Origin of the sequence: Muricauda sp. MAR_2010_75 (assembly GCF_000745185.1) — a bacterium.
Lineage (GTDB): Bacteria > Bacteroidota > Bacteroidia > Flavobacteriales > Flavobacteriaceae > Flagellimonas.
In genome coordinates, this window is record NZ_JQNJ01000001.1 from 1,699,137 (window position 1) to 1,719,631 (window position 20,495).

The window sequence follows — 20,495 nt, forward strand, 5'->3', positions numbered from 1 at the left end:
CCACCGTTCCTTTCGCTATCTTTGGTACACCATTGATTTTCAAAATGTAACCTTGGGATAGGATGGACGGACCAATGTGCCTTACAAGGATTTTGACCAGTGCAATCTTGCTCATGGCAAGTTTTTGTGCCGTGCCCATTGCCATGGCGCAGTCCAGGGCACACCCCGTTCGGCTCTACACCAAAGAGACAGGGTTCAATTTTGGTTTCAGGAAAATTGTTGGCGACAACAATAATTTTATATGGCTGTTGAATGATTGGTCGTTCAATGAACGAACGGTACAACGGTTTGACGGGGAACATCTGGATACGTACTTTGAGGGGGTCGATGTGCATTCACTCATCAGTGATGCCCAGGGAACCATCTGGGTGTCGGGGGACGAAGGCGTGTTCTTCTTTGACACATCCGTCAATGGATTTGTTGAAGTTGGGATCCAAGAAGGCGCGGACCTCGATAAATTGCTGTTGGCACCCCCTACGGGGACACCCTATTATGTGAGCAAAAATGGCCTATACCGCTACAGGGAGGAACAAAGATCTTTTGTTTGTCAAAAGAATATTTTCCAAGACACAGGCCAAGTTCCCACCATTGGGCAGGAACGCATTTCCCTCTATGGCGATATGGTCTTTTATGGTGTGTCCGACACGGTATGGAGACATTCCCTGCGGAAGGGAAAAAAGGCCCATCGGCATTTCCCCCAGATACGGAACGTCATCGCACTCTCCGGGGAGGAGGTCATTGTAAGCACCTGGGAAACAAAGTCATGGCTCTATAATTTCTCCTCTGGCGAGAAGAAGCGGCTTGTGCTGCCCGATGGCAACCAGTCTTTTTTTGTGATGGATGCTGCCCCTGCAGGAAACGATCTGTACTATCTGGCTTCCCTTGATGGGTTGTTCTTGTTGGATGGACGTGCAGGGACCATAAGGCCCGTGCCGCTCGAACTGCAGGGAGAGGCATTCCCGCAGCAACGCTACCAGGCCCTGTACAGGGCACCGGACGGCAACATTTGGGCGGGAACCGAGAGCAGCCTACTGTACTTCAACGACACCCCGTACCAAATACATTTTCTCAACGGCCGGACAGGCACTTTTTCCGGTGATGTGCGCAGTTTTCTAGAAGATGAAAGGGGCAATCTGTGGCTGGCCACCATCAATGGACTTACATATTGGGATTTGGACGACAATACCTTTGTCACCATGCCTGCCGTGGAAGGTGCCAAGGACCGATTGAACCATCCTTCCATTAGGGGACTTGCCCGGGATGGTCCCGATATCATCATCGGTCAGACCAATAAAGGGCTGTGGTACTACAATCCCGGGACCAAGGTGTTCCATAGACCGGTGTTCGAGGATTCGGAAATAGGGGAAAAATTACGTCAAAAGACCGAACGGGCCTTCTTTAACCAAATCATCACCCTGAAAAACGGCAACCATGTGGCCGTGGCCGAAAATGGGGCCTATCATATTGAAAAGGGATCCCGAAAGGTAAAGGAAATTGATTTCCCGGGAGCCGGGGACAATGTGAGGTTCGCCTACGAAGATTCTTTTGGAAATATTTTTATAGGTACTTTCAATGGTCTGTACTGCCTGGATGCATCCCATAACCTTAAATTCCATATCGTCGAGGGGTTCGAAAACACCAAGCTATTGTCCATGTTGGAGCACGGGGGCGGCTATTATCTCGGTACGGTCAAAGGGGTGTACTTTTTTAGTGTCAAGAATAACCTGCCCTTGCTGGAAAAAACAATACCTGAACTTTCGGACCATGGCATCAACTCCCTTTTTGGTGATAGGGACGGACAGCTCTGGCTGGTATCCTATAGTGAACTGCACAGTTACGATCACAAAGGAAAAATGCTGACCACTTTTGGACATGCCGATAATGTCCACGGCGGTTTTTTTAACCGCAACAGCTACTTAACGACCCGTTCGGGCCAGGTTTTCATAGGGGGCACGAACGGCATCAATCACTTTTTTCCGGAAAAGGTAGATTATACCGCTCCAGTGCTCAGGCCCATTATCCAGAACGTGAGGATTCCAGAACAAGGGACAGTTATCAAAACGGTTGACAGTTCCTTCAGCTTGAAATACCCCTACAGAAACGTGGAAATCGATTTTACGACCGCTTATTATGGCATGCCTGAAAACCTTGAGTACAGATATCGGCTAACAAAAGATGGTCCTTGGTTCCATCTTGGAAATCAAAAACGATTGTTCCTTTGGAATTTGCCCCCTGACAAGTACCGATTTCAGGTGGCTGCCTCCTCAATGAAAGACGAATGGCACACTTCAAAAGATGTTGTTACTTTCACCATTGTCCCACCCTTTTGGCAAAGATGGTGGTTTATTGCCGCACTCATCCTTTTGGCAGGTATCCTTTTCTATAAGTTCATTACTTCCAACCAAGAAAAATTGCGGATTGAAAAAATGCTGAACGTTTTTGCAACTTCGTTATATGGACAGCATACCGTGGATGACATTTTATGGGATACCGCCCGAAACTGTGTACAGAACCTGGGCTTTGTCGATGCCATCGTATATCTGGTGGACCGTGAGCGAAAAGTATTGGTACAGAAAGCGGCTTTTGGGATCAAAAACCCCTACGGAAAAAAAATAATCAACATTATGGAAATCCCTATAGGGGAAGGAATCGTGGGCAGTGTGGCAAAAACCGGGAGACCGGAACGCATCGCGGATACCGAAAAGGACCCACGGTATATCCCGGACAGTGAAAAGGCACTTTCGGAAATTACCGTACCCATTTGGATCGACGGAAAGGTGTTTGCCATATTGGATTCCGAACATCCTGAAAAGAACTTCTATAAGTTCTATCACTTGGATCTGCTCGAAAAAATAGCGGATATCTGCTCTGAAAGGATATCAAAATACCTGATCGAAGAAGAATTACGGGGCAAAATGGCGCGTGACCTCCATGATGAGATGGGTTCCACCCTTACCAGTATTCAGATCATCAGCAAAATGGCAAGCCAGGACACCAAGGACAGCCCCAGTTTCCAAAAACAGTTCGACCAAATACACAGGCGCACTTCCGGCATCATGGAAAAAATGGGCGACCTGGTATGGGTGGTCAATCCGGCAAACGACAGTTTGGACCAGGTGATCTATCGGATAAAGGAGTATGCCGCCGATGTGACGGAACCCACAGGAATGCGATTGGACATTGCCGAGGCCAACAATGCCGAAAACATAAAGATGGATCCCGAACAGCGCAAGAACATCTATTTGATAGCCAAGGAAACATTGAACAATGCGGTGAGACACAGCGGGGCATCCAACATAACGATCACCTTCGAGGAGAATGGAAACATCATAGGAATGTGCATCAAGGACAATGGGAAAGGCTATGACCCCAATACTGCCAGAACGGGCAACGGCCTAAGGAACATCTCGACCCGTGCGCAAGAAATAAAGGGAAACCTGAAAATAGAGACAGGAAACGGCAATGGTGTCAGTGTCTGTTTGACATTGCCCATTACAAAAGTGTTTCCCGACCGATCACCAAAAACCGACGATCATGGGCGTTGACGTTTTAATGTACGAGGATAACGATAACCTACGGGAAAGCCTTGTAGGGCTTTTGTCCCGGGAAAAAGGATTTTCCGTTGTCGGGGACTTTCCCTTGTGCGACGGCATTGAGGCCGATATGGAAAAACTAAGGCCCGATGTCGTGCTGATGGACATCGATCTGCCCGGCCTCAATGGCATAGAGGCAGTAAAAAAAATACGGACGTTCAACTTGAATGTGAAAATCCTCATGATAACGGTTTTTGATGACAGCCCCCGTGTTTATCAGGCCCTGCACGCCGGGGCCAACGGTTATCTGCTCAAAAAGCATATATCGGAACGCTTGGTCACGGCCATCCAGGATGTTATGGAGGGCGGTGCCCCCATGAGCCCGGCCATAGCGAGATTGATCATCGGCGACATTACCAAAAAGGGGATCCAAAAAACAGCAGGGGACTATAATCTCTCCCCAAGGGAAATCGACGTCCTGGTATCACTTTCCAAAGGGAACAGCTATAAAATGGTGGCCGACCATCTTTGCATAAGCTTGGAGACGGTTCGTTCCCACATTAAAAAAGTGTACGACAAACTCCACGTCCGATCCCAGGGCGAGGCCATTGGCAAGGCACTTCGAGAGGGATTGATAGATTAGTGTGGCCAAAACAAGAGGGATAGACCGATGAAGTTAAGGTTAATTGACCCTCTTATCTTTTTGGCGGGTCAATCCCCATTGGAGACCATGGATTCCCTATAATGCTCATTTAGTCACTTGCCCTTCCGTCATGAGCCTGGATGTGCCCTATATCATTGTCTGCTTTCGGAGAATATTTCGTCAATTGATCAGCAGAATTCCTCGTAGCCTGTCCACCGACAAAGACAGACTTGCTATCGGTTATCCTGAAACTTGCTGTGATGGCCTTTTTGGTCTTGCCATATCTTAGGGGTTTGGGGATCCTCCCCAACAAGCTTGCGAACAAAGTGACCAGTTTTTGCTAGCAAAAACATAGCTTGCTTAGTGACCTCCGATCAACTATACCACAAACCTATGGCCTATGGATTGTTTGCAAGGGTTTTGTCGTACATGGCTCAATATACGGCAAAGCCATCTAGTAAATTTTGGAATGGGAAAGCAATAATTGGATGGAATCACAGCAATGAATTTCTATGGAAAGGGAGGAAAAACGGTCAATAGTTACCTATCCACATAGTTCAGTCCATTGTAACATAACTTTAATTTAACCTACCAAAGGGACTCTTGGGTATGGCCCATCATGGAAAACTCTCCCTTTCTTTGAGTAATGGTGGTTGACCGGGCCATTTATAGTGGGTTAAGAATTTTGCCAGAGATAAACTAGGGTTTTTCAGCTTTGCCCAATTTGTCTTGTCCAAACCGATATTTAGCATGTACGGACCAAAAGTAGAGAAGGAAATATCATTCCCAAAACATGACATTAATCTTAATTATTACTGTTCACGTTCCTCAGGTTACATCCACTTTCCATTAGATATTTTTAGCCAAATGATCATTTGAATGTATAAATGTATGATCGTATAATTGTATGAGTTTGTGTCTTGTTCTGAAAAAAGTTGTCACTCAAAGCGGTTGATACTATAACAAGTTTACACATTTTTCAATAATCCTAGGTCAGGTTTACACCCAAGGTTCCCTTTGTTATCATGCAGGGATTTTGTTCCCTGATCATATTTATGTCTTTCCTTGGATTGTGTTTGGTAGAAAATCGACTCGTAATTAATATCATGTCCCACTTTTTCAAAGGGTAAAAAATAATCAAGGATATTACATTCCCATGCATTTTTGAAATTATATGATTTTAAAAAGGAGCATAAGTAAATTCAAAGAACTTTGCGAATCTTTCTTCTTTCTCCCTTTCCACAAAAAGCACCCATGGGTGTCCCTTGGCCTATAGGTTCGTGTGGGAAGGACCGCCGTTTCGTAGTGCTCGGCAAAGTCGGCGAACACCTCGTTGACCTTTGGTTCATAGCGGCTGCTCTTGGGAACGGCCGACTTAAGGTTGTCGGGCACCAGCGCCCTCGGCACTCCGCGGTAGAACCACAGTGCATTCTCGGTGCAGCGGATGAAGTCCTCGAGCTTCTGGCTGGCACAGGCCTCCACGTAGGTATACTGGCTGCTGCCCAATATGCAGACGAACACTTCCAGTTCCTTGAGCTCCCCGGTGTCCCTGTCGACAATGGTGAGCTTCTTGCCCGTAAAATCGATGAAAAGCTTGTCGCCGGCCTTGTGCTCCATCCGCATCACGGGGGGGTCTCCTTTTGCCATTCGGCGTACCAGTACTTGAACTGTGAGAGCTTGAAGCCATCGGGATGCTTGGCATAATATTCCTCCCAGAGCAACTGTCGGGTCACCCCGGTCTTCCGTATTTCCTTGTCAAAGTAGGGAAAGTAACGCTGGAGCTCCACCAGTTTTGGGCTCTTTGGCCTTTGGTCGGCCTTGAAGAGGCCGTGCAGTTCCTCCAGGGTCATCTTCTCCACCTCATAGGCCGTCAGGCGGTAACACTTGAAGAAATCGATGTACTTGGCCACCGTGTTGCGGGAGATGCCCAACTGCTGGCTTATCCGCCGTTTGCTCACACCTGAGGTGTGGAGCTTGAATATCCGTTTTATTTTTCGCATGTCTATCTGCTTGTTCGCCATGGTCCTTTTTCACAAGAAAAGACCTTTGGCACATTACAGACAGATCAGGTCCAAAAGTGGCTCACTTTCACCGGCCAGCTATGCTCACTTTGGCCCGACGAAGGTGGTATACTATGTCCGGCGTTTCCAGCTTACTGCACCGTCCAAAGCGGCAACAAGTCAAAATAATTTTCATTGAACAGGCGGGTGGAATGCAACTGGGCATCCATTGTTCTTATTAAAGCGTTCTTTCCACTTTCTATTGATGTGAATCCTTCAAAATTATGGTCTTCAATAGCTGGATACACGTCCGCAAAATGAACGTCGGTCATAAAAGCGATTTTTATTTCGCTTGGCTTTGAAAGTTTTTCTGTTTTGCAGCTAACCGAGAAGAATAAAGGAAGGAGAAAAAGAACGATTCCAATCCTCATTCTTGGTTCCTGCCCCTTTCATAAACCCCGCCTTCGAACCCAATTTTAAAATCCGATTCAAAAAAAGTGCTGGGCAAATAATAATCGGTAGTGATTACTTGTGCTCCCGAGGCTTTGGCCTTTTCAAACCTAGTATAGTCGTTTTCCCTCGCTTCTTTCGTGTCTGCATCTGCACGGGTACGAATCATATAACCCTTCGAAACCAAATCTTTGATTTTATCAAAATTTTTAACGGGGTCATTTATGACTCTAAAGGCTGCGTTGGGGTTGCCTTCTTTTTCGTTTACAAATAACACTGCTCCTTTCAACAATGGAAATTGTTCCAAATATCGGTTTGTTTTTTCTTCGCCTTCGTCCAAAACAAATAAGAAACAATTTTTTACGTTTGATAAGACTGGCCAGCCATCGATCAATATTGCTTCTTCTAAAGTCCCATGATTGCCACGAATCATGTCTGGGGTTACCAAATCATTTTCTTCGAAAATTTCCCGTATTTCCACATCAATGCTTCGCAACGTTTCACCTGTAAACGGAAATGGCTTTCTCGTATCCTTTATTTCACTGTCCTTTGCGTTTAGGGTAATTATTATTGGGGTATGTCCCTGATTGGCTTCTGACCATCTTTTCAATTCCACCAATGCATCTTTAAACAATAATTGATGACTTCTAAAATCAATTTCTTGAATGTGGAATACTTTTAGCCCTGGCTCTTGCAATTTTTGCATCTCATCAAAAGGTTTTGGCTTCGCTCCTTTTTCCCTGACAACTTCCAAACCCTTGGGATTGGAAAAGTACCCACCTTCGGGGTCAGCATACACATCTAACTCCAAACTACGCAAACCTAAATCCAATTGTTCGGAAAGGGGAATATGTTCGTATTCCAAAGAAGTCAACGCAGGATATTGCTCCAACAAATATTCAAAGAGTGGTTTGTCAATCCCAATTTTGTAGCTGTTATGACTTCCTATAACCTGAATGTCGTTCAACTTAACTTCATCGGTGGCACTCACATCATCTGAAAGCCTTTTGAAAAAAAACGTAAGCATGACCAAAAACAAAAGTGCAGGTATAGTTTTCATTGAGATATTATTTAAACGTTGTACAGAGTTTAATCAATCTGTATTTTAATAATCAAGGGCAAGAAATCATTTCTTGCCCTTGATGTTTTGTTTTAATATCCAGGATTCTGCTCTAAAAAGCCTTCTTCACTGGAAGCTCCATCAATCGCTCTTTGCGGAATCGGGAACAATCTTTTGTTTACATCGCTATCGGTCTTTTCTGTCCAGCTATCTTCGTATTTGCTAAAACGTATTTGATAATTTCTTCTGAAACCTTCCCAATACAATTCAAATCCAGTTTCACGATATAAACTCTCGATGTCAATCGATGTCAAAGCTTCAGGAGTTTGCTCTGGTCGAGCAGACCTGGAAGCTCTAAGCGTATTGATATCGGCCAATGCACCAGCATTATCACCTTTTCTCAGTTTGGCCTCAGCACGCATCAAATAAATCTCCCCCAAACGCATCAATACCACATCAACACTGCTGTAAGAACAGCAGTTGGTCGATGTACTGCTAAACTGATATTTCGAGAAACGATGTCCCGTGTTGTGCAGGCTTCCTTCCGCAGTAAAATCTACTTGTAAATTGTGGTCAACATAACGAATATCAGCTCCACTAGTTCGTCTATTGATTACAGGATAAATTCTAACGGTACCATCATCACAGGTCATAATATTACCGCTTTCATCTTTTCGAGGTCCCCAGATAATACCACGAATGATGCCTCTATCTACTTGAAAATCTTCCGCTTCAACACAGTAAAAGTGGTCTTCATCATTGGTTGGATTCACCCCGCTCAAATCTTGTAAACCTTCAGGAATAATGGTGTTTTCTTGAAAAAATCTAGCATCTGCCTCGGCAGGATCAACATCGCCATAGGCATCTACCCAAGTTTGGTAAAAATCAGGCGTTGCCGCAACAGCATCGGTACCTCTTGAACTGGGCACTTCTGGTCTTGGCACTTGGTCACCCGACATGGACCAATATGCCCAACGGCTATGCTCTGTTTCAAGAACACCTCTTTGGTCAAGTGCAAAAATCAGCTCGGGATTGTTATGATTGTCATCATTGAACAATTCAAAATATTCGGCAGACAATGTATATGGTCCTGCAATGATGTCGTTGGTGTATTGAATTACCTTATCCATATCTTCTTGTCTAAAATCAGGCGTACCATAAGGATCACGATAAACTGCAGCATTTAAATACAAACGTGCCAATAATGTTCTAACCGCATCTTGCGTCAATCTAGCCGGACCTTTATTGGTATTGATAACATCGACAACAGATAAAAGCTCGCTTTCAATATAGTCGATGGCCTCTTGCCCCCTTAAGATTTCGGAAATCTCATCAGAACTTTCCTTCTTAAAAACCAAGCCCCAGTTATCAAGCATCAACATGTTGAGATATGCCTTCATGGCAATCATTTCGTTAAGCGCATCAGCGGCTTGTGCATTACCACCTTCGGCTTCTGGCTGCAACCTTTCCTTGGCAATTACCGCTCTTGATATGCCCAAGGCGATATTGGTCCAAGAATCTCCCACCAAACTGTTGCTGGGTGTCATCAGATGTTGATGGACAGCGATAAATTTTCCTCCATCGTACCAATCGGTACCACCTCTGTAAGGAAGGATAGCCTCATCGGAAGCCACTTCTTGAAGGCCAAAATTCACCGTATGAAACCATACATAACGAAGTATGCCATATACCGGTGCAATTGAGCCACTCACGACCTCAGCCTCTCCGGTACCGGTTAGAGACTCATCAAGAACTTCTTCTTCCAAATCTGTACAGCCCAGAAAAGCGAACAGGAAAACTATTATGGAAAGCTTTTTACTAAAAATTTTATTTTTCATCTTATACTATTTTAAAATCGCTAGTTGATTAAAAGGTTAGATTAAGGCCCACTAAAAAGGTTCTTGCCTTGGGATAGGTAAAATAATCCACCCCGAATGTTTGGATACCGGCAGAGGTTGAACCTGTATTGACTTCGGGGTCAAATCCAGAATAATCTGTAATCGTAAATAAATTTTGACCAGTTACGGAAAGTCTAATGTTTTGAACGACATCTTCAAGGCCCAACTTCTCCGCACTCAAATTATAACCAAGTGTTGCGTTGTTCAACCTTAGGAATGAACCATCTTCCAAATAACGTGTAGAAACCGTATTGGCATTACTGGTAGATTCATTGGGATATTGAACGGCAAAATCTGTAGTATTGACTGATCTTGATAATTGTGCTTTTGTAAAAAGCGACATTTTTGTGTGGTTATATATTTTGTTACCTGCCACACCGTTAAAATTCAATCCCAAATCAAAGGCCTTGTATTTTAGGTTGATGTAGTAAGCGTAAATCAATTTTGGTATTGCGCTTCCGACAACGGTTCGGTCATCATCTAAAATGGCACCATCTCCATTAACATCTTTGAACACATTTAGTCCATCATCTCCTATACCTTCAAATTGAAACATATAAAAAGCGCCGATAGGTTCATCATTTATGTAACCGTTAATGGTAGCACCCGTTTGACCCGAACCCTGAGCCGCACCTGTTGTAAGTACCGTGTAGGGTGAATTTTTTACTTTATTCTGAATGTAGGTGATGTTACCTCCAATATTGTATGAGAAATCACTTGATGTATCACTGTTATAATCCAAAGTCAATTCAATACCGTTGTTTTGAATTTTCATATCATCTATATTGTCCCAATACGTTGCCGTAGGCTCAACAGGGTCAGCAGGTACCACTTCCAATAATATGTTTGAGGATTGCTTGTTGAAATAGTCCAAGGAACCTGATAATCGATAGTCCTGAAGGGCAAAATCGACACCCACATTAACTGCTGTAGAAACCTCCCACTGTAAATCTGGATTGGCCAATCGAGTATAGACAATACCGTAAGGGTAACCATCTATAGAGTTGGAATCCGTATCAATAGGATAAGTGCTAAGGCTACCTGCCCCAGTCAACAATCTATCTTCGGAATAACTGGCCTGGGTAATTTTAGAAGGAATTTCCTGATTACCAGTTTGGCCCCAGCTGATGCGTAACTTTAAATTATCGAACACCGAACTTTCCATAAATTTTTCATTGCTCACATTCCAACCAAGTGCAAAAGAGGGGAAATAGCCGTACTTTCTGTTCTTACCAAACTTTGAAGATCCATCTGCACGAACAGTTGCAGTAAGCAAATATCTATCATCATAAGAATAGTTTACCCTGCCGAAATAGGATTGAAGTTCATTTTTGACAGCCGATGAACTAACAGTGGTTGGATACTGTGCTGAACTTGTTTGATCTTGGTAAATTGGATCAACGTTGTTATCGGCAAAGCCACGATATGAAAACTGCCTGACCTCATCCATAAATTTTTGATATGAATGACCTGCCAAAATTGTAAGATTATGCACATCTTGATTCCAGTTGTATGTTAGGGTGTTTTCGGTCAGTTGATTGGAGTTTGCACTAAGAATGGTTACTACATCACCGTTTGAAATATCGGATTCATTTACCACCAAAGTATAAGGCTTATACTGTCTATCCCTATGGGTTTCAGAATAATCAATACCATAATTCAATTTATAGGTAAGTCCTTTTACAATTTCAACAGAAGGAGAAATACTGGCCAAAATTCGATTGTTGGCAGCTTTGTCGCTAAAGATGTTATATCGGGTAATAGGGTTTAGTGCGTTGGTGTTCAACAAGGTTGGCACGCCATTGGTGTAGGCGGGGACTGTAGGATTAAGACCCAACATATCACTGATAGTGGATCCTATATCTGGTCGTAAATTTTCAGTACGGGTCGCGGTTAAATTATAATCAATATTCACCTTGCCATTAAAGGCTTTTTGATTCATATTTAATTTGCCTGAATAGCGCTCTAAATCACTATTCTTCAAAATACCTTCTTGATCTTGGTAACCGAAAGAAGCGAAGTATGAGAATTTTTCACTGTTGGCCCCACTCATTGATACATTTATATTTTTTGTAATACCCGTTTGCGAAAGTTCTTCTTGCCAATCTGTACTGCCGCCATAATCTTCTAAAGAACCACCAGTAGCCACTACTTGATTTCTGAACTCATCTGCGGTGAAAACGTCGATTGTATTTGACATAGAAGCTGCGGCGGTGGACAAAGTAAAGTTCACTTCTGTTCTTCCAACTCTTCCTCTTTTAGTGGTAATTACGATAACACCATTTGATGCTCTAGAACCATAAACTGCAGTCGCACTTGCATCCTTCAAGACATCAATACTTTCTATATCGCTTGGATTGAGAAAGTTCAAAGGATTTGTCGCCACTCCATTGGATGAATTATCCAACAGAAATCCATCAACAACATATAGCGGCTGGGTACCAGATCGCAAACTACCGATACCCCTGATAATCACATTTTGTGAAGCTCCAGGTTCACCGCTATTTGCAGCAATGTTTACCCCAGCCATTTTACCTTGTAAAAGTTCGCCAGGGTTTGTGACCACACCCTTGTTAAAGTCCTCGCTTTTTACTGAAGCAATGGCACCTGTTATATCAGACCTTTTTTGGGTTCCATAACCCACGACAACCACATCTTCAAGCTGGGTTGCGTCAGCATCTAATTGAATTTCAATTCTAGATTGTCCGTTTACGGAAACTTCTTTGGTGGTGTATCCTATATAGGATATCTGAATTGTAGCATTAGCAGCAACCTCTATTTCAAAATTGCCATCAAAATCAGTTGTGGTACCATTTGAGGTGCCTTTTTCCAAAACAGATGCTCCGGGCAAAGGCGCCCCTGTTTCGTCGACAACGATACCGGTTACCGTTTGCTGTTCAAACACTAAAATAGAAGCGGAAACGTTTTTAGTGCTATAAAATTCTTTTTCTGTATTTTTATTTGGTCGGTTTAAGGAACTGCCGCCGTAGGCAACAGTACATATCATCCAAGCTGACGCACAGATGATTTTAGATAATAAAATTTTCGAATACATAGTTTAAGTATTGGATTACGCTGAGTTTTTCGATGCTTTTTTTAAGAGCCTGTTGCCGCAGGCTCTTTTTTATTTTTGCCCAAAAATAGTCTATATGTAGAAGCGCATTGTTAACAATATTTTAGGATTGCATCAACTAAAAAACAACTGGAAAGCACCAATTTTAAGTCTATGTAATTTTTACGTAAAGTGGTATTTGCCCTAAACAAACCAATGGGTCTGGTTCATCTACAGTTGAATAAGGAACTTGGCTTTATAACCCCAAAGCTTCTAATATTTTATGATGTATTTCGGTGTTTTCGTATACTCCGCGAAACAATTGCGATTGTGGGCCGTAAGCAAATACGGGAACAAAAATGCCTGTATGGTCATTCGTTGTAAAATCTGCTTCAACCTCTTTGTCTTTTACATTGCCTTGCGGTATGGTCAAGCCTCCCGTTTCATGATCTGCGGTAATAATGACCAAAGTGTTTTTAACATCGTCAGCAAAACGCAGGGCTTCTGAAACAGCTTTGTCAAAGGCAATACTTTCATCAATAATACCATCTATTTTGTTGGCATGCCCGTAGGAATCAATTTTTGCTCCCTCTACCATTAGAAAAAAGGGAGTTTGACTTTTCTGAAATTTATTCAATATCGAACGAACAGCATCTTGAATTGGTAGGACAGTATTTTCTTTTGGAAAGAAATAGGCCATCTTATTGGTTTCAGAAGTTTCAAGCATCTTCAAGTTATCTGCGATTTTAAAACCTAAATATTCTTGTCCGCTAACTTTATCTTGATTTCCTGTTGCAACAAAAAAATCCAATTTGCTTGTTTCCAAATCATGTAAGATTTCCTCGCTCATAGAGCGTTCGATTTGATGGGCGAAAAAGGAAGCGGGTGTAGCCCCTGAAATTTCATCAGTGGTTACAATTGCCGTCGTAAAATTTTTCGCTTGCAAAAGTTCCATGACATTCGGGACTTTTTTACCATTCAAATCAACCCCAATAGCCCTATTTGCAGTTTTTGTACCGGTAGCCATAGCTGTTGCTCCAGCAGCAGAATCGGTCGTAAAATCATCGGCCGATTGTGTTTTCGAAAAACCAATGTTTTTAAGCTGTGTTAAGCTAAGAGAACCTCCATTTGCCAATGCCGTAGCCGATATTTGAGCCAACCCATTTCCATCGCCAATCATAAGAATAATGTTTTTAGGCACCTCATCAGACCCATCATTCTCAAAATTTGGCAGATAGGGTTCGTGTTTTTCTTGATTCACATAAACCCGTTGTGACAATGAATTCACATATTGAACACACTCAAAGGGGCGGTCTGTATTGATAAAATTTACACCTAGATCCGCCATTGCCTTCCATGAGGTTTTAGAATCCGGTGTAGCCCAAAACCGAAAAGGCTTTTTAAAGGAATGGGCTTTTTCAACAACGCTGTCCACAAGAACCAAATCGTGTTTTGTTAATCTTCCCAAGCCATTCCAATCAGAAAAATTTCGAAAACTCAGGCTAATCAATCCGATTTTATCCAATAGCTCCTTATTTTTTATGGGACGCAGATCTTGATAGTCAAAAAGAATAAAATGAGGGTAATTACTATAATCTTCAACTTTTGGTCGGTTTCCGGAAATTACAATTGAGATATTCTTGTTGTTTATGATTGTGGGATACTTTTTTAATTCCTTCACAATCGCATCCAAGGTTGTATATGCCTCAGATTTTAAATCAATAAGCAATTGCAATTTTTTATTGGGAATCAGGTTCAACTGCAAAAATTCATTTATTGGCTTTAAGTATAAGCTTTCAAGGGTTCTATCCTCTATAATATGCTCTTTTTCATGTGCTACCATCAGCTTTCCACCCATTAAAAAAACATCAGATTCCACCGACAACACACCTGCAGATATGGCTTTCCAAAATGGCACATCTTGCAGATAATCGTTATGTGAATGAACAGCAGGATCTTGTCCATTTACCCATAAAAATGTGAGAAACAGAAATAGAGGCGTAAAATATTTTTTGCTTTTCATGGGAAGGTGATTAAAAAGAATAACCGGCACAAGAATGTACCGGTCATTAAACTAACTCAAACTAACTTAAAATCATCAATGATGTCAAAATTGATGATATTTTCAGAAGTTAGTTTTAACTTAATGTCAAGTTAAGTTTAAATTGATAGCCAGAAAAAGTCGGCCACATTGGCAAAACGCAAATTGATTGCGAAATAGCAAAACATTTCATAAAAATACTTTTTTCAGACTGCCTATTATGCCTGACATTGTATCTAATTAGAAGCAACATCTCCCGATGCGTTGTTGGAATAGGTATTACCCGATTGGGATAGATTATTGCCTCCCTGAACAAAATCAACACCCCAGCCACCACTGTCCTTAACAGAACTGTTTTGTAGCGTCAAATTTGCACCGCATGTCATTACGATGTTACAGGAACATTTTCGACAAGGAAGGATTCGAAGTGGCGAATGACCTGGTCAATGACCTTGGTCGTTTGATAAACTTCAACAATGTCAAGGATCTGTCCATGGGAGAAAATCAGATCATGCTTACCGAAAACTCTCCTAAGATCTATACAACTTTTGTCAATGTGACCTGACTATGGGAAACCAAGGCCAGGGAACTTGCCGTGCAAATCGGGTTAAAGGTCACCTCACAAAAGAACACCCCTGCAAGGAGAAAGGATAGAGGAATGGGGTTATAATCAATCCAAGCCCTGATCATCCTATCCAACACTTGCAACTTAACTGTACAGACCAATCCGTACTATAGACCTTCAAATCGGTTTTTAGATCGTTTCATAGATTGAATGCAGTATCATAAGTATATATCATATCCAATAACATCTGTTCAAAACAACTCTCTTAAAACTTTATCGTGGATTTTGAAATACCTTAGAAAGGAAACTGATTGAACAAGAACTTTGAACCTAAGTCCATTTCAACTAGCTTTACTTGAAATTGCCTCCATAATTATCCCCTGAAGTTGTAAAAACCCAAACAGGACAGCAAAACCAGATTCTTATTTTCCATCCTATCGTGTTCCGCTGTACCCAAAAGAACCCCTTACATCCGAATTAAATTAATCTGTGCCCTCTAATGAACCATTGCATTTTTGTCATCAGAGGAGGCACCCCGTTGGGTGTTTTTTGTGGAAAGAGAAAAAGCGGAAAGGGTTGGATATTTCCTTGGATTCCCTAGTGTTCCCTAAATAATCGTATAATTTCAATCACTTAATATTGAAAATGGATGTGGTCGCAATGTTCTTGGAATACTTTTTCGCCCTTTGAAAAAGAGAGGATATGATATCGGCTACAGAGTCGATACTGGAACAAGGCTGTAACAAAGAACAGAAAATTGAGTCTCCTAAACGACAAGGGACTTTCCTTTATCATTTAGTCCTGTGTGAAACTGCCTTTGAAATTTCTAAAGGGTTGGGACAATAACCCTAAGGTCGTTGGTTCGAATCCAGTCCTCGCTGGTAAGGACATGGCTTCCGAGGAATCGGGGGGCTTTCTTATTTCTTCTCTAAAACAAATTTTTGTTCCTAGGCTACGGACTTTTCCATACCTCAAGAAGATTTAAATTGGTCAATACCCCCAGAAAATGATCGTTCCATATAACGAAAATAGGGTTCAATGCCATTGAAAGTGCAATGACCGAAGCAAAAGGGCGAGAAGGAATTTCGATTCCATCAACTCCCAAAGCAACTTTCTTTGTCCCTCCCAAATCGCTTTCAAATTGAGATTGTTTTATAAAAGTTAATGGTCTTTTTCGATACTCCCATGGTCTTCTCCAGTGCCGAAAATGATCTCCCTTTGAGAATATACCGATTCGATAAGCCCGATTTCTAGGTCCGTACCGCGTTCAAGCACCCTTACTATGATAAAATCCCTGTCCTTTTCAGCATCCAACAGGTTCAGGTCCATATCCCAAAAGGTAGTAGCGTTCAAATAATCTTTATTGAGACTTTATTTTTCCAAGCCTTTGATTCCAATTGACAACATTTACAATTTAACCCGTTTATTTTCAATCATTACAAATATACAAATTGTTGTCGCCAGTCTCCACGGTGTCAATATTTCCAAGTCCCAAGGTGTTTACCGTACCCCGGAATGTATCGGCCATCATATTCTTTACCCCAGTAGTGTTCATCAAGCGTTTGGCTTGGGCTTCAACGGCACTCATGATCTGCCGTTCAAAATAGGTGGTAAGACCGGGTAAAAAAGCCTGTACGGGGCCGTTTATGGTAAAATGTCCCTTCAATTCGGTACCTGTGGCTTCGAACGCAATGGAATTGTTGTGGACAATGGGCTTTAATTCAATAATAAGCTCCCGATTTCCCATCCAGTTGATATCAGGGGCGCGACTGTCCTCATATCGGTTTATACACCCCGGGCATTTTCCTTTTATCTCGCTACGATCCCCTTCAAAGGTAATCTTCAGATAAAACCTTCTGTTCTGCTCATCAAAGGTAGCAACAGCTTTGGTTGAGTTTACATTATTCATGAAATACACCCAATCATGGGCTGGCTTTTTAACCTTGTAATCGGAAATTGACAACCTTTGTGTTTGGCCGTTAAAACGGATATACGAATCTTCCCTGTCTAACTTAATGCTAAGTGTATGGCCAAGGACCTTGGTGAGAATGGTGTTGACCTTGGCAGCCGCCAATGGCTTACAACCTTTGGTCTCCTTAAGCTGTACTACCGCCTTTTGTGTATTGGCAGGAATTGCCCTTACCTCAGAGGGCTTCTTTATGGGCTTCTTAACCGTGGTGGTAGTCGGTTTTTTGGGCACAAACTGGGCCTGACCCAAACATGGGCCAAGGAGCAGCATTAGTACAATGAGTATTTCTAGAGTCTTCATAATTAGCCCCTGTCCTAAAAAGGAATACCTATCAGGGGTGAATAGGTTTTTTAATGGTTAATGTCTAGCGATGTTCCCTTTCCATGGGAACCGTACCTTGATGATATTATTTTGAGAATGCCGTTAACACCGTGGTACCCTGCAATTTTCCGTTGGCATTGTAATATTCATTCTTTACCATGCCCACACCCTCTGCCAGCCATGTTTTTTGAATCCCTTTTTGGTTGGCCACCATCATTTTAACCTGTGAGGTCTGTGTAATGGCCACGCACTTAAATGTGCCTGCTGGAGTTGTAATGGTTTCCATGCCAATTACCTTTCTATCGGTTATCCGGGTCTCCATGTTCATTTTCATGGCCCCCATGTCCATAGTAATGTTAACCGAAGCATCTGCCAGAGTCTGTCCAGGTGTCAGTGTATTGGGAATCTCCACATTGGTGCCGATGATCGTTGCGTCCCCATTTTGAAACTGTTGCATCCTTGCAGAGTTCATCAACGATTTAAAGTCCATGGTCACCGTGGAACCGTCACATCTCATATCAAACTCGTTTGTCATAATGACCTGTCCTTTCTTGTCAAATAACTCTGAATTGATCGTTGCCGTTGTGGCCCCTCCCGTTTGGGATACATTGCCCACGGTATACTTCATTTTGGCCTCCAACTTGCCCTTTCTGTCATAAGATTCAAATTCGGAGACAGTACCCTCACCAAAAGGGTAATATGTACTGCAATCGCCCTGCCCAAAAATGGTCAAAGCAAACAATAGCATTACTGTGGTAATCCAAGTTTTCATTTTTTCTGATTTTTTGATTTATACTATTTCAGTCCTCTACCGGCCTATTTAGGCAATACCAGCAGTTCTACCCTACGATTTTTTTGCCGGTTTTCATCACTGTCGTTGGGCGCTATGGGTTGGGTATCTCCAAGACCCTTTATTTCCCAACTAAAATGGTCCGCCGAAGCTTTCATCAAATTTTTCAATAGGGTACTAACGCTATTGGCCCGTTGTTCGGAAAGTTGTTTATTGGCTTGGGCACTGCCCACGTTGTCCGTGTGGCCCTCCAGCACAATGGTTCCTTTGCCCATACGCTCTATCTGTGGAATCAGTTCCACAAGCAATGTCTCTGCTTCCGGTCTTAGGTGGTACTTCCCAAATTCAAACAATACCGAACTGTCCAGATTCAACCGAAGCGCACCTCCAATGGCTGCCACGGCATCCACATCCGCACCGGGAACACCACTTCTTGTTTCCAAATCGGTCAGGCGAACGTAGGTAAAGGTTTCTCCTGGTTTTACAAAGTCATGGATATCCACCATGGCCGTACCCCCCTCGATCTTGCCTACCTCAATCCAATTATTTCCATCTTTGGACAGCTCCAGAACCGTAGGTTCTATGGCACCCGCTTCAAATACATAAAGATCTGGGCCATTCACATCAGTAATGGCATTGTCCAAGAATTGCAACGTAAGCACTCCTTTTAATCCAATGCTGCACATTTCCGGCTTGGCTTGATTGAGCCGGGCAAGTTCCACGGTCAAATCAGGCTCGTTAAGGGCACCCTCTGGATATTGACCGCCATTTCCAGGGTCAAAATCAACAACCGCATCCGCAAAGGAACGCTTGCCCAATGGCAGATATATTTGATTGTTTCGAGTATCGGCATAGGTATTCCCGATTTCATCCGAAGTCTCCGAGTACCATCCTGGATTAAGCTTGTAAAAGGCTTCCCGGGCACTGGATGATTTTTTTAGGAACTTGTCCGCACTTCGCTTTTGCATTTCCTTGTTTTCTTTTATCAATGCCTTAAAGTTTGAAGATGTATTCGGGTCCTCGAGTGCCATCTCCACTGCATTGCTATAAACAGGATTGGAAAGATTTTGGGCCTGCTTCTCATTCAGGATGCCAGATTGCTTTTCAATGCTATTTAAAAGTTCTACTTCTTCAAGGTCAATGCCATAATGATCGGCCAATTGTTGTTTGGCCTCCTCTGGACTGGCATCCCTGAGATTTTGGTACAATCTTTTGTTCTCCACTCTTTTTTGTATGCTTCCACTGGAAACTTCCTTGAGGTCCTGCTCAAAAAAAGTGCCGACAAACGGATGATCCGGCCTCCCAGAATGAGTACCCCCTAAACTTGTAATCTTGGGGAGTATGGCGTTTAGGGTATTGAGGTCTTTTGCCTCCATTTCGGATACAGCCGCTAAAAATTTTGAAAAGTCCACATCCACCGTGTTTTTTTCAATGGCGATGGCTTGGCTTAAATTGGGATGCTGTTCCAAAAGGCTTTTTAAGGAGTCAATATCGGCTTGGATGAGCCTTTTTTTCTCAACGGAGACCGTTCCCATCATTTGGGAAAAGACCATGGCCGCACCATCAATATCCACATCCCCTTTGAACATATCTTCCAGGTTCAAATCCGAAAGACTATTGCCTTTTTCTTCACTGTTGGTGATTTCGGTATTCGATGCTCCTGTTTCTGTTTCATCGGATTGTTTGGCCTTTTTGCCCTGTTCTTGATCTTTACATGAAAAATTAAAGACCACCAAGACCATCGCTATGTAGATCCATCTTTCCATCACTGTATAATGCGTTTCATGCTTTTGCTGCAACCATCCGAGCTGTTATCCTGGTAAGTGTCTCCCTCAATCGTGATGGTCACTTTTTTCCAGGTCTCAGCACCTGTGGTACTACGCCATTTTACCGATCCTGTGTAAGTTCCCAAACTTTGTTTCACCACTTGATACCCTATTTCGTCTTGGGAGAAGTTGTATTTTTTAAGTCCACCCAATTGGGTGTATCTACCATATATCTCGCCATTTTCCTCCTTGGTGAAGGTTACCACACGTCCATCGCATCCTTCCCAAGAACCAACAATGTCCGTGTTGGTGTTGAAAATGACCGTTCCCACAGACTGGGTTTTGCAGCCGGACCATAGGGTCACGCAAAAAACAAATATCAGTGTTGGCACAAAAGGTTTCATAAC

General features: G+C 42.7%; 16 protein-coding genes. 3 read left to right on the plus strand and 13 right to left on the minus strand.

Annotation, left to right across the window (positions count from 1 at the left end; translation table 11 throughout):
- Positions 1-113: 113 nt before the first annotated feature.
- Both FG28_RS20035 and FG28_RS07645 read left to right on the plus strand, forming a co-directional pair.
- Positions 114-3,545, plus strand: coding sequence for a two-component regulator propeller domain-containing protein (locus FG28_RS20035; protein WP_051947213.1), 3,432 nt, complete (start codon positions 114-116; stop codon positions 3,543-3,545).
- Complete coding sequence (locus FG28_RS07645; protein WP_036381539.1) at positions 3,535-4,176, plus strand: response regulator transcription factor; 642 nt, start codon at positions 3,535-3,537, stop codon at positions 4,174-4,176. The genes FG28_RS20035 and FG28_RS07645 overlap by 11 nt, the downstream gene beginning before the upstream one ends.
- A 109-nt stretch (positions 4,177-4,285) precedes the next feature.
- Here FG28_RS07645 and FG28_RS07650 read toward each other — a convergent pair whose 3' ends face one another.
- From FG28_RS07650 to FG28_RS07680, 8 genes are all read right to left on the minus strand, one after another.
- Positions 4,286-4,501, minus strand: coding sequence for a hypothetical protein (locus FG28_RS07650; RefSeq protein WP_036381541.1), 216 nt, complete (start codon positions 4,499-4,501; stop codon positions 4,286-4,288).
- Between the two features lie 845 nt (positions 4,502-5,346).
- Positions 5,347-5,823 carry a DDE-type integrase/transposase/recombinase gene (locus FG28_RS20940; RefSeq protein ID WP_081894256.1) on the minus strand — a complete coding sequence of 159 codons (477 nt, stop codon included), beginning with the start codon at positions 5,821-5,823 and terminating at the stop codon, positions 5,347-5,349.
- Positions 5,799-6,197 carry a helix-turn-helix domain-containing protein gene (locus FG28_RS20945; protein WP_051947215.1) on the minus strand — a complete coding sequence of 133 codons (399 nt, stop codon included), beginning with the start codon at positions 6,195-6,197 and terminating at the stop codon, positions 5,799-5,801. Before FG28_RS20945 ends, FG28_RS20940 begins: the two co-directional genes overlap by 25 nt.
- A 131-nt stretch (positions 6,198-6,328) precedes the next feature.
- Positions 6,329-6,508, minus strand: coding sequence for a hypothetical protein (locus tag FG28_RS07660; RefSeq protein WP_036381544.1), 180 nt, complete (start codon positions 6,506-6,508; stop codon positions 6,329-6,331).
- 95 nt (positions 6,509-6,603) lie between these two features.
- Positions 6,604-7,686 (minus strand): phosphatidylinositol-specific phospholipase C1-like protein, encoded by a 1,083-nt coding sequence (locus FG28_RS07665; RefSeq protein WP_036381546.1) that lies wholly within the window; start codon positions 7,684-7,686, stop codon positions 6,604-6,606.
- 92 nt (positions 7,687-7,778) lie between these two features.
- On the minus strand, positions 7,779-9,524 hold the full coding sequence (locus tag FG28_RS07670; protein WP_036381547.1) for a RagB/SusD family nutrient uptake outer membrane protein: 1,746 nt from the start codon (positions 9,522-9,524) through the stop codon (positions 7,779-7,781).
- Positions 9,525-9,552: 28 nt separating this feature from the next.
- The gene (locus FG28_RS07675) at positions 9,553-12,639 is read right to left on the minus strand and encodes a TonB-dependent receptor (RefSeq protein WP_036381551.1); all 3,087 of its coding nucleotides are present in this window, start codon (positions 12,637-12,639) and stop codon (positions 9,553-9,555) included.
- A 253-nt stretch (positions 12,640-12,892) separates the two neighbouring features.
- The gene (locus FG28_RS07680; protein ID WP_036381554.1) at positions 12,893-14,659 is read right to left on the minus strand and encodes an alkaline phosphatase; all 1,767 of its coding nucleotides are present in this window, start codon (positions 14,657-14,659) and stop codon (positions 12,893-12,895) included.
- Between the two features lie 397 nt (positions 14,660-15,056).
- Between FG28_RS07680 and FG28_RS07685 the strand changes: the two genes are divergently transcribed.
- Positions 15,057-15,242, plus strand: a complete 186-nt coding sequence (locus FG28_RS07685; RefSeq protein ID WP_036381557.1) for a hypothetical protein — start codon at positions 15,057-15,059, stop codon at positions 15,240-15,242.
- Positions 15,243-16,403: 1,161 nt separating this feature from the next.
- Here FG28_RS07685 and FG28_RS20590 read toward each other — a convergent pair.
- The 5 genes from FG28_RS20590 to FG28_RS07705 all read right to left on the minus strand — a co-directional run bounded on the left by FG28_RS20590 (position 16,404) and on the right by FG28_RS07705 (position 20,492).
- A complete protein-coding gene (locus tag FG28_RS20590; protein ID WP_156102224.1) occupies positions 16,404-16,595 on the minus strand; it encodes a DUF6922 domain-containing protein in 192 nt (63 codons plus the stop codon).
- A 76-nt stretch (positions 16,596-16,671) separates the two neighbouring features.
- Entirely contained in the window at positions 16,672-17,511 is an 840-nt protein-coding gene (locus FG28_RS07690; RefSeq protein WP_156102225.1) for a hypothetical protein, read from the minus strand.
- 106 nt (positions 17,512-17,617) lie between these two features.
- The gene (locus FG28_RS07695; RefSeq protein ID WP_036381563.1) at positions 17,618-18,304 is read right to left on the minus strand and encodes a hypothetical protein; all 687 of its coding nucleotides are present in this window, start codon (positions 18,302-18,304) and stop codon (positions 17,618-17,620) included.
- Positions 18,305-18,348: 44 nt separating this feature from the next.
- A complete protein-coding gene (locus tag FG28_RS20050) occupies positions 18,349-20,088 on the minus strand; it encodes an OmpA family protein (protein WP_051947217.1) in 1,740 nt (579 codons plus the stop codon).
- Positions 20,088-20,492: a hypothetical protein gene (locus FG28_RS07705; protein WP_036381566.1), complete on the minus strand. Its 405-nt coding sequence runs from the start codon at positions 20,490-20,492 to the stop codon at positions 20,088-20,090. The genes FG28_RS20050 and FG28_RS07705 overlap by 1 nt, the downstream gene beginning before the upstream one ends.
- Between the last annotated feature and the right edge of the window lie 3 nt (positions 20,493-20,495).

Excerpts from the sequence above, each read along its gene's own strand:
- FG28_RS20945 (WP_051947215.1), bottom strand. The coding sequence starts at position 6,197 with ATGGCGAACAAGCAGATAGACATGCGAAAAATAAAACGGATATTCAAG.
- FG28_RS07665 (WP_036381546.1), bottom strand. The coding sequence starts at position 7,686 with ATGAAAACTATACCTGCACTTTTGTTTTTGGTCATGCTTACGTTTTTT.
- FG28_RS07690 (WP_156102225.1), bottom strand. The coding sequence starts at position 17,511 with ATGAAGACTCTAGAAATACTCATTGTACTAATGCTGCTCCTTGGCCCA.
- FG28_RS07670 (WP_036381547.1), bottom strand. The coding sequence starts at position 9,524 with ATGAAAAATAAAATTTTTAGTAAAAAGCTTTCCATAATAGTTTTCCTG.
- FG28_RS20035 (WP_051947213.1), top strand. The coding sequence starts at position 114 with ATGGCAAGTTTTTGTGCCGTGCCCATTGCCATGGCGCAGTCCAGGGCA.
- FG28_RS07685 (WP_036381557.1), top strand. The coding sequence starts at position 15,057 with ATGTCATTACGATGTTACAGGAACATTTTCGACAAGGAAGGATTCGAA.
- FG28_RS07680 (WP_036381554.1), bottom strand. The coding sequence starts at position 14,659 with ATGAAAAGCAAAAAATATTTTACGCCTCTATTTCTGTTTCTCACATTT.
- FG28_RS20050 (WP_051947217.1), bottom strand. The coding sequence starts at position 20,088 with ATGGAAAGATGGATCTACATAGCGATGGTCTTGGTGGTCTTTAATTTT.
- FG28_RS07660 (WP_036381544.1), bottom strand. The coding sequence starts at position 6,508 with ATGACCGACGTTCATTTTGCGGACGTGTATCCAGCTATTGAAGACCAT.
- FG28_RS07645 (WP_036381539.1), top strand. The coding sequence starts at position 3,535 with ATGGGCGTTGACGTTTTAATGTACGAGGATAACGATAACCTACGGGAA.
- FG28_RS20940 (WP_081894256.1), bottom strand. The coding sequence starts at position 5,823 with ATGGCAAAAGGAGACCCCCCCGTGATGCGGATGGAGCACAAGGCCGGC.
- FG28_RS07705 (WP_036381566.1), bottom strand. The coding sequence starts at position 20,492 with ATGAAACCTTTTGTGCCAACACTGATATTTGTTTTTTGCGTGACCCTA.
- FG28_RS07675 (WP_036381551.1), bottom strand. The coding sequence starts at position 12,639 with ATGTATTCGAAAATTTTATTATCTAAAATCATCTGTGCGTCAGCTTGG.
- FG28_RS07695 (WP_036381563.1), bottom strand. The coding sequence starts at position 18,304 with ATGAAAACTTGGATTACCACAGTAATGCTATTGTTTGCTTTGACCATT.